The following is a 9,466-nucleotide window of genomic DNA, read 5'->3' on the forward strand; positions in this document are numbered from 1 at the left end:
AAATAGTTCATGACGTACCCCTCATTTCTTCACGGGGTATACGGTATTAAAGTCGTCACCGAAAATCCCCTCGAGCCGTCTACGATGATTTTACCGCCCACGGCCGCCGTTCTCTCTTCCATGCCCACGATGCCGATTCCCTTCACAATCTTCGTCTGCCCCTGTCCGTTGTCCGTGATTGTAGCCTTGATTAATGTAGGCAGCACCTGCACGTGGATCGAGATCGTGGTAGCCTTGGCATACTTCATCGTATTGGTAAGCGACTCTTTCGTATTTTCATGAATGATTCTCCAATGAATCGGCGTAATGAAATCGATATTTCCTTCGTAGGAAAAGGCCGTCCGGATCGGGTGCTTGGCCGCAAATTCGTCGATGAACAATTTCATTCGGTTGACGCCCATCTGTTCCGTCGGCGGCTTCATCCGCTTCAGCTCGATTCGAATGCTTTCGATCCCTTCCTTCGAAATATGAATGGCATTATCCAGCAGCAGCGACGTCTTGCCCGGATCGTTCGTGATCAAGCGCTTCGCCGCCTCCATCTGAATGAGCGCGCTCGTCATGGCATGTCCGATGTGATCATGGATATGCTGGGACATCCGGTTTCTTTCCTCCAGCTTAAGCGTGTATTCGGTTTGCCGCAGAAACTCATCGTTTTCCTGAAGCTTGACGTGCAGCCGTTCCAGCTCGCCCCGCATTCGTTCCAGCTCGGAACGTTGTTCTCGCAGAGATCTTCCGTAGCGCTGCAGGACATAAAAATATATCCACGTCGCAGCTGCAATGAATAGATAGAGGAACATCAGTTGCCGGGGCAGCATCGCTACCGGAATAAGCGTGAGCAGGAATGAAACAACCCCCTGGATGCCGTGAGCGATGGACGACACCTCCCATAGATGTACCGGCAGCAGCAGAATCATGAGCGGATAATCCTGGCTGGCGAAGATGGTTACCCCTATGGACAAAACCGCGATTGCGGGACGAAGTCCCTCTTTTCGCAAAATATAGAACAATAAGTTCGTAGAAAGATAGACTAACACAGATAATATGAACCAGGGCGTTGCGCTTGTTTCCGAGATTAGCGATTGGCCCGCCGTAAAGACGAGCAAAGCCGCTTTAAAGCCGATTCCGGCAAGCTCCGATACATCTCTTGCTCTTGGTTCGGTCATTAGGTCAATTCTCCGGTCAAGTAATAAATCGCGATTTGCGTACGATGGGTGAGACCTGTTTTGCTCAATATCGAAGTAATGTGGTTAGCGATCGTGCCTTCGGAGATAAAGATTTCTTTGGAGATCTCCTTATTCGTCCTCCCCTTGGCGATCAGCGCCATAATATCGAGTTCCCGCTCCGTAAAGAGGCTTTTGTCGACTTTCGCAGCTTCGTTAAGCACGGGCGACTCTGGCTCTTTCGCCAATTTCAGCTTATCCAGTACCGAATCCTGCAGAACATTATGGCCGTGATAGACCGTTTTAATCGCGTCGCTGATCCGCTCGGGATCGTTATTTTTAAGCAAATAGCCTTTGGCTCCGTAACGAATGGCATCACGTATATATTCATCATCGTCGAAGGTCGTTAAGATAAGCGGTCTCGTCTTTGTCCGCTCGGCGATTAACCGAGTAGCTTCCACCCCGTTCATCTCCGGCATCCGCACGTCCAGCAGCGCCACGTCAACCTCATGCTGCTCGCAATAGGCCACGGCCTCCAGCCCATTCTCGACCGTCGCTACAACCTCGAACCCTTCGAACGTCGTTAATATGATTTTCATTCCTTCGCGAATGAAGGAATTGTCGTCGGCTATAAGCACCTTAATGTTCGGCATTCTATCATCCCCTTCCATCCTTCCATTATTATGCTATAGGATAGGCGATAACGCTATATGGAATGGCTATTGATTGTCGATAGGGTGTTTCAGCTTTGCCTGAACGGTTTACTAATAAGCAAGCGAACGTTGCACGGGTTAGCTTATAGCAAGCGGCCACAAGCCAGTCGTTCGCAAATCCTAATTAAAGAGGTGTCGTTATGAGTCAGACAAAAACTTCTTATTACACGGGCGAGCAAGTCGATCAAGAAGGCGAGTACATTTGCGAGGCAGGCCGGCGCGCTGCATTGAAAGAAGGGGACAAATTCCCGTATTGTCCCGTAACCGGCCTCGATACGAATTGGTATTTGGCTAATTAACCGACTCTTGATAYGCTACCATACACATGCAAAAAAACAGCCCGCAGGCATCTGGAATGCCTGCGGGCCGTTCTGTATTATTGATGGCTTGTCGGATGCTGCGCGGTTGCCGGTATTTGACCCTTCAACATTCGATTGATGTCGCCCGTCAGCCTCAAATAGAAGTCCGAGGAGACAGCAACGCCGTCCGCATCAAGCGTCAGGAAATAATGATTGGCCGGAATCATGGAGGAATTTTCCGCGGCCTTCGCGATGGCTGTTCCTTCATCGTATTCATCGAACATGGCTACGTAGCCGCTATTAATGCCAAGACTCTTGGCATTGTACGCCTGCCGCCACATGAAATCGCCATGCAATCGCGGAATTTGATTTTGCGGCCCTGCATGCAGGTTATGCCAGGAGAAGCCCGGCCACAGCACCGGCTGATAATCGATGCCGTATTGGTTCGTCACCGCTAGATCCGGCTGCATCAGATTGTTCTTGAAGTGATCCGCGCCGTCCAATCCGCCGAAGCGACCAACGTACCATGGCGAGAGCATGTCGAACGATTGGTAGACGCTCATGAAACCCGCCTTGGAGTCTTCGACGCCAGTACGCCAGTAAGTTGGCACGCCGCCGATGACGTAGACGTTCTGATCCTTGAACCATTGGATAAGCGCCGCCGATTCCGACGCCGTTCCCGGACGATCGTTAAAACCAATCCCCCATATATTGACGACGATCTTCCCGTCCTGCTTCGCGTAAGCGGAAGAGGAGGTCAAATTCATGCCGCCGAGAATGTTGTTCGTCCAGTCGTATTTGACCGCATCGTCCCACGTATTCGCATCCATGCCTGTAATATCGTACATGATATAAAATTTGCGGCCATAGCTTTCTGCCGCATTCTTAACCTTAACCGCAACGCTGTCCCGATTCGTCCGCCAGTTGTCCGGCGTGCTGCTCGTGCTTGCGCCAAACCGTTGCAAAGCCGCGCCGTCTATGTTGTAGGTCTGCATCCATTCAAAATGCTTGTTAACCGTCTCTTGATCATAAGACGAGAACAGCTTGGCCTGTTGTCCGTTATTCAGATTTTGCAAACTGGTTGCGTAGGTCTTCGAATATTCTCTGAGATCCGGATACAGGTCGAAATTCACATTGCTGCCTGTTCCAGGAGCGGAGCTATTCTTGGACCAATGAATCCAGCCGCCGTTCGGAGAACCGTCTCCGGCAGCGTTGAACCAGCCCTGATAACCCGCAATGACTTTGCCGACAACGTCGCCGCCTGACGGTTGAGGCGCGGACGGATCGAAGCGGAACCAGTTCAAGTTGAACAGGCTGCCTACTCCACCCGTAAATTTAAGAAACACGTTTTGTACGCCCGTTATGTTCGAGACGCCACAGGATACCGTCGTCCAGTTCTGCCAGCCGCCGGTTACGGGAACCGTGCATGTGCCTGCCAATGTGCCGGTTAAGCTGCCTAGACGAACCTCGATAGATCCGCCGATCGATTGGCTTGCGACGCGAGCCAAGAACGTATTAGCGCCGCTGCCGAAGTTCAAGTTGTTGAAGCGGATGTAATCGCCATTATCGATGTAGGCGACATTCTGTCCGCCTTCGCTCGCCGTTTCCAGTTGTATGCCCGATTGTACGTCATACAACTCCGCTTCCGTCTGCACGAATGCCGACTTTCCTGCGGAGAATTGGAACCAGAGCAGGTTGAACAAATTACCCGTACCGCCTGTAAATTTCAAGAACAATGTCTGCGTTCCCGTCGGATTGCCGCTAATGGCACAGGATATCGTCGACCAGTTCTGCCAGCCGCCCGTACCTGCAACCGTACAGGTTCCGGCCAATGTGCCGGTCAAGCTGCCCAGTCGCACCTCGATCGCTCCGCCGCTTGCATTGCTGGCCACTCTCGCCGAGAAAGCGCTTGCACCAGTTCCGAAATCAACACCATCGAACCTGATGTAGTCCCCGTTATCGATAAAGGCGACATTTTGCCCGCCCTCGCTCGACGTCTCCAACTGTATACCCGACTGTGCATTGTAGCTCGACGCCGCTGTCTGCGTGAACGCAGACGCTGCTTGTACGTGCGACGGCGTTAACGTCAGCATCGCCAACAGCATTGCCGCTATGAGCACTGCGGATAACCACTTCTTGTAGACTTGCTTGTCGACTGCATGATTCATTCTTGCTCCTCCTCGATTCATAATGAGTGCATGCATACCTAGCCTGTCCACCGTTCCAAACGGTCGTCCGAACCCTCCTTCCTTCGCAGACCTGAGCCGTCCGCTCTCGCCGGACGCATTTCTTCACCTGTCGCTCCAGCCTGTTATTACCATATTCATACAATTATTGCGACAGGTATAGGGGATGATCTTGGCTTTTACAGTTGAATTCCAGCCTAATCTTTCATCTTGACCATGTAGAATAAAACAAGGCCGGACAACCTCTCGTAAACGGAGGGCTGTCGGCCTTTGCCTTGTCTTATATAGCTATTACGAGCGCACGGACTGGCGCCATATAATGGATGCCCCTATTTTGACGGTGTCACGATTGACATTTCCTTTGATCAGTTCCAGCAGCTCCTTGGCGGCCAGAAACCCGCTTTCGTATCGCGGAATTTTGATCGTGGTAAGTCCCGCCAGCGCAGCCGCGTCCGAATCATCAAAGCCTGTAATGGAAATGTTATGCGGGACGGAAATTTGATGCTCTTCGAAAGCTTTCATAGCTCCGACCGCCATATTATCGTTGGCGCATACTAGCACTTCCGGATAATCGTTGCTAAGGATCATTAGCTTGGCCGCTTGATAACCGCTCTTCTCCCGGTAATTGCCGTGATAATAGTACGTCTGGTCAAAAGCAATTCCGTTGGTTTGAAGCGTATCGGCGAAAGCAGAGAATCTCTCCTTATTATCTAACGAAGTTGCATGTCCGCCCAAGAAGCCGAAGCGCTGGAAGCCTCTATCCACTAAAGACTGTACAAGCTGACACATAACCGGATAATTATCGACGACCACGCTTTTTGTATTCTTATTTACGTTTTCGAGAACCCTATCCATAAGAACAACCGGAAACTCAGGCTTGGCCACCGTTTGGAAAAATTCGTCCGACAAGCTTCCGTCCAAGCTGATGGTGCCTCGGGCGAAGCTGCTTTTCAGGAAGTTATCGCTGGATTTGTTGGTACAAATGATAAGATCATACCCATTTTCGTTCAGACAGGTGCTGACGCCTTCGATAATCTTCAAATAAAACTCGCGATCAAAATCGCTAAAAATAAATACGATCCGTTTATCTTTATCTGATTTGGATTTTTTGGGCGAAGCGTCATGCACATAACCTTGCTCTTCGCAGCACCGCAGGATTCGTTCTCTTGTTTCTTGCGATACATTTTTCCGTCCGTTCAGTACGTTGGATACGGTCGAAATAGATACGCCCGTCAACTGGGCAATCTCTTTCAAACTGCTCATCCATAAACCTCCTCATCAATTCACCTAAGTAAAATACATTATAACACTTTACAATCATTTTACCTACACATTTCAACAAGAATAAAATTGCCAAAACCATGGTACGACAGGATCCATGTCTAGAGTCATATTTATACGTTAGTAAAACACATTCTATTTTACCTTGAATTTTCAGTATTGTTTTACTTAAAACTTCGACAATTTAATTAGTAAAATATCAATTTTATTAAAGTTTTTTATTGACTTCTCCATCTGTCTGTTTATAATCAAGGGTACATCCAACTAAAGGGGGACATTGCAAGTGACAAATGTAAAGCGCTTTATTTCCATTATGACCAGTGCAGTTGTGCTGATGACCATCCTTTCCGCATGCGGTGGCAACAACACAGCTACTGAAGAGGGCGGAACAGATAAGCTTCCGAAAATTTCATTATTCCAATCCAAGGTTGAAATTGCGGATCAATTGGAAGCAATGGCCGAGAAGTATAAAGAAGAAACAGGAAATGAAATCGAAGTATGGGGTTCCGCAGGGGACAACTATCTGACTCAGCTTCAAGCGAAGCTGAATGCCGGTGAAGGACCAACGATCTTCGGCGTTCAAACAGGCGCTGAGACAACGAAGTTCCAATCGTACTACTACGATATGAGCAATGAGTCATACGTGAAAAACATCGCTCCTAAGATGCAAGTAAAGATTGACGGCAAAATCGTCGGCGTTCCAACTGGCGTTGAAGGCTTCGGTCTCGTATACAACAAGGATTTGGTGGATCCCGCCAAAATTACCGATCTTGCATCCTTCAAAACCTTCTTACAGGACATGAAAGCAAAAGACATTAACGGCTTCAGCCTCTCGCAAGAAGCTTACTTCTTGATCGGACATATCATCAACACGCCGTTCGCGCTGCAACAAGATCCCGTTAAATTTGTTGAGCAGTTGAACAAAGGCGAAGTAAAAATGGCCGACACCAAAGAGTTCCAAGAGTTCGCCCAGTACATGGAAGCCATCAGAGAGCTAGCTTCCAATCCGCTTGAGACCACTTACGATTCGCAAATGGGCGACTTCGCTACAGGCAAAACCGCGATCGTTCACCAAGGCAACTGGAGCTACGGCATGCTTGCCGACTACAAGGACATTGAAGTTGGCATGATGCCTCTCCCGCTTGCCGGCAACAACAAGCTTGCTGTCGACATCCCGGCGATCTGGACGATCAACAACAAAGCGAGCGCGGATCAAATTAAAGCGGCTAACGCCTTCTTCGAATGGCTTTACAACAGCGAAACGGGCAAAAACATTATCGTCAACGAATTCAAGTTCATTCCTGCTATGACGAATATCGAAACAAACAACCTGGACCCTCTTTCCCAAGCGGTATCTGAAGCTACGGTCAGCGGCAACACAATCCCATGGGCGCTGACGTACTTCCCGCAAGGCATTATCGTCAACGACTTGGCTCCAGTCACGCAACAATTTTTCTTGACTCCGTCCATGACTGGAGAGCAATTCCTGCAGAAGCTTGATGAAGTTTGGGCGAAAGCTCCGAAGTGATCACAGCTGCACAATCAAGCGTAAACGGCTGACGCCGTCCTCTGGCGGCAAAAGCAAACGTTTCGCGGTGAAATATAGGCGTGAGTATAAGGGTGAAACTTATACTTTCCTATATTTGAACAAATCGAGAAAAACTAACCTGGCACAACCAGGTTAGTTTTTCATCTATTCCCTTCCGTTCAACCGATATTACTCCGAAATGAGTGAATGTACATGAATGCGATCAAAAATAGAGGCTGGTACGCTCTATTTACATTGCCGCTGCTGTTTATCTTTTCCCTTGTCGTGCTCGTCCCCTTCGCGATCGGAATCTGGTATTCCTTTATTAGCTGGGACGGCATACCGGCCAACCCGAAAGTATTCGTGGGTTTCGACAACTACGTCCAAATCTTCCAAGACGAACGTTTCTTGAAGTCGGCTTGGCTGACGATTAAATTTACGTTTCTTGCCCTTGTTATCGTTAACGTAATGGGGCTTGCTTTGTCGTTGCTTGTTACCTCCAAACTTCGCACCAGCAATTTGGCTAGAACACTCTTCTTCATGCCGAATCTAATCGGCGGCTTGATCTTAGGTTACATTTGGAAGTTCATCTTCACGGACGTGTTCAAATATGTCGGACAAAACGCCGGCATGGACAATGTTTTCTTCAATTGGCTTCTTAATCCCGAGTATGCGTTGTACGCGATTGTTATCGTATTCGCTTGGCAAATGGCGGGTTATACGATGATTATTTACATTGCGGGCATTCAAGGCATTCCCGACGACTTGATGGAAGCGGCGAAGGTCGATGGCGCGAATGCTTGGCATAAGCTGACCAAGATCGTGTTCCCGCTGCTTATGCCATCCTTTACGATATGCTTATTCTTGACGCTATCCGGCGCATTCAAAATATTCGATGTGAACCTGTCGCTTACCGGCGGCGGGCCGATCAACTCCACCGAAATGTTTGCCATGAACATTTTCAACGAAATTTTTGGATATAGCCGTTACGGTATTGGACAAGCGAAAGCGATTGTGTTCTTTGTTCTTGTCGCCGCCGTGACCTTGGTCCAAGTGTATATCACGAAGAAAAAAGAGGTGCAAATGTAATGAAAAAAACAAGCAAATGGATTCTGGAAGCGTTGCTTGTCCTATTTGCCCTTCTATTCCTGTCGCCTATCTATATCATGATCGTGAACTCCTTCAAAACCCGTTCGGAGCTTTACGAAAACGCATTGGCGCTTCCGTCCTCCTTCAGCTTCGAGTATTACGCCGAGGCGATGGATAAGATGAATTATTTGACGGCGTTCGGCAACTCGCTGTTCGTGACGCTTGTTTCCCTTGTGTTCATCGTTGTCTTTGCCTCCATGACGGCATGGATGCTGGTCCGTACGGACAACAAGCTCAGCCAGATCATCTTCATGGTGCTCGTGTCGACGATGCTCATTCCGTTCCAAACGCTAATGATGCCCCTGATGCAAGTCATGGGCTGGATCGGCACAACGCTTCACATTCCCATGCTCAATACGCATGGCGGACTCATCTTTATGAACATCGGCTTCCATGCCAGCATGGCCGTATTCCTGTACCACGGCTTTATTAAATCCGTTCCCATAGCGCTCGAAGAAGCCGCCACGCTCGACGGCTGCACCAAATTCGGCGTGTTCTGGCGGATCGTATTCCCTATTCTGAAGACGATTACGATTACGGTTGCGATTCTGGACGTCATCATGATGTGGAACGATTACTTGCTTCCTTCTCTGACGCTATCGGACAAAGGCTTGCGCACCATCCCGCTCTCCACCTTCTATTTCTTTGGCGAATTTACGATTGTGTGGAACTTGGCGATGGCAGGCTTGACGTTGTCCATTATTCCGGTTGTCATCTTCTATTTCACAGCACAAAAACACATCATTAAAGGGGTCGCCGAAGGCGCGGTGAAGTAACCGGGAGGAATGACAACATGAATAACTGCGTGATTAAAGAAGGACATCTATTCTGTCTTACAAGCCCCAGCGGCGATATGCTCGGAAGCTCGGACGAAGGATATGGTCTCTATGCGAAAGATACTCGCTTCCTAAGCGAAATGGATTTGAAGGTGAACGGCGAGCAGCCTCAACTGCTTTCCGCCCATATGGATCGGAGCTACTACACCAAGCTTCGTCTCATGAACCAAACGAAAGACGAAGGCGCTCTGGAGATTGTTCGGGAACGTTATATTTATGAGGGCTCGCTGCACGAGCGAATTACGGTGACGAATTATTTCCCGGATGCCCGTCCTGCCGATATTGATCTGAAGTTTGGAGCGGACTTCCAAGAT

Annotated in this window: 9 protein-coding genes; 5 read left to right on the forward strand and 4 right to left on the reverse strand. The window is 48.9% G+C overall.

Features of this window, described 5'->3' with window-relative positions; translation table 11 throughout:
- Window positions 1-29 precede the first annotated feature (29 nt).
- Window positions 30-1,163 (reverse strand): sensor histidine kinase, encoded by a 1,134-nt coding sequence (locus AB4Z33_RS17145; protein ID WP_442051067.1) that lies wholly within the window; start codon window positions 1,161-1,163, stop codon window positions 30-32.
- On the reverse strand, window positions 1,163-1,813 hold the full coding sequence (locus tag AB4Z33_RS17150; protein ID WP_442051068.1) for a response regulator: 651 nt from the start codon (window positions 1,811-1,813) through the stop codon (window positions 1,163-1,165). The genes AB4Z33_RS17145 and AB4Z33_RS17150 overlap by 1 nt, the downstream gene beginning before the upstream one ends.
- Before the next feature lie 200 nt (window positions 1,814-2,013).
- On the opposite strand from AB4Z33_RS17150, the gene AB4Z33_RS17155 reads away from it, so the two are divergent.
- Window positions 2,014-2,172 (forward strand): hypothetical protein, encoded by a 159-nt coding sequence (locus AB4Z33_RS17155; protein WP_337100422.1) that lies wholly within the window; start codon window positions 2,014-2,016, stop codon window positions 2,170-2,172.
- Between the two features lie 77 nt (window positions 2,173-2,249).
- On the opposite strand, the gene AB4Z33_RS17160 is transcribed toward AB4Z33_RS17155, so the two are convergent.
- Window positions 2,250-4,340, reverse strand: coding sequence for a carbohydrate-binding protein (locus AB4Z33_RS17160; protein ID WP_442051069.1), 2,091 nt, complete (start codon window positions 4,338-4,340; stop codon window positions 2,250-2,252).
- Window positions 4,341-4,649: 309 nt separating this feature from the next.
- A complete protein-coding gene (locus AB4Z33_RS17165; protein WP_442051070.1) occupies window positions 4,650-5,621 on the reverse strand; it encodes a LacI family DNA-binding transcriptional regulator in 972 nt (323 codons plus the stop codon).
- 301 nt (window positions 5,622-5,922) lie between these two features.
- Here AB4Z33_RS17165 and AB4Z33_RS17170 point away from each other — a divergent pair, with 301 nt between their 5' ends.
- From AB4Z33_RS17170 to AB4Z33_RS17185, 4 genes are all read left to right on the forward strand, one after another.
- Window positions 5,923-7,167: an ABC transporter substrate-binding protein gene (locus AB4Z33_RS17170; RefSeq protein ID WP_442051071.1), complete on the forward strand. Its 1,245-nt coding sequence runs from the start codon at window positions 5,923-5,925 to the stop codon at window positions 7,165-7,167.
- Between the two features lie 213 nt (window positions 7,168-7,380).
- A complete protein-coding gene (locus AB4Z33_RS17175) occupies window positions 7,381-8,256 on the forward strand; it encodes a carbohydrate ABC transporter permease (protein WP_442051072.1) in 876 nt (291 codons plus the stop codon).
- Entirely contained in the window at window positions 8,256-9,092 is an 837-nt protein-coding gene (locus AB4Z33_RS17180) for a carbohydrate ABC transporter permease (protein ID WP_442051073.1), read from the forward strand. The genes AB4Z33_RS17175 and AB4Z33_RS17180 overlap by 1 nt, the downstream gene beginning before the upstream one ends.
- Before the next feature lie 17 nt (window positions 9,093-9,109).
- Window positions 9,110-9,466, forward strand: a 357-nt coding sequence (locus tag AB4Z33_RS17185; protein WP_442051074.1) for a glycogen debranching N-terminal domain-containing protein, incomplete at its 3' end; no start/stop codon positions are given.

Origin of the sequence: Paenibacillus sp. 2TAB19 (genome assembly GCF_052115185.1) — a bacterium.
In the GTDB taxonomy this organism is placed as follows: Bacteria; Bacillota; Bacilli; order Paenibacillales; family Paenibacillaceae; genus Pristimantibacillus.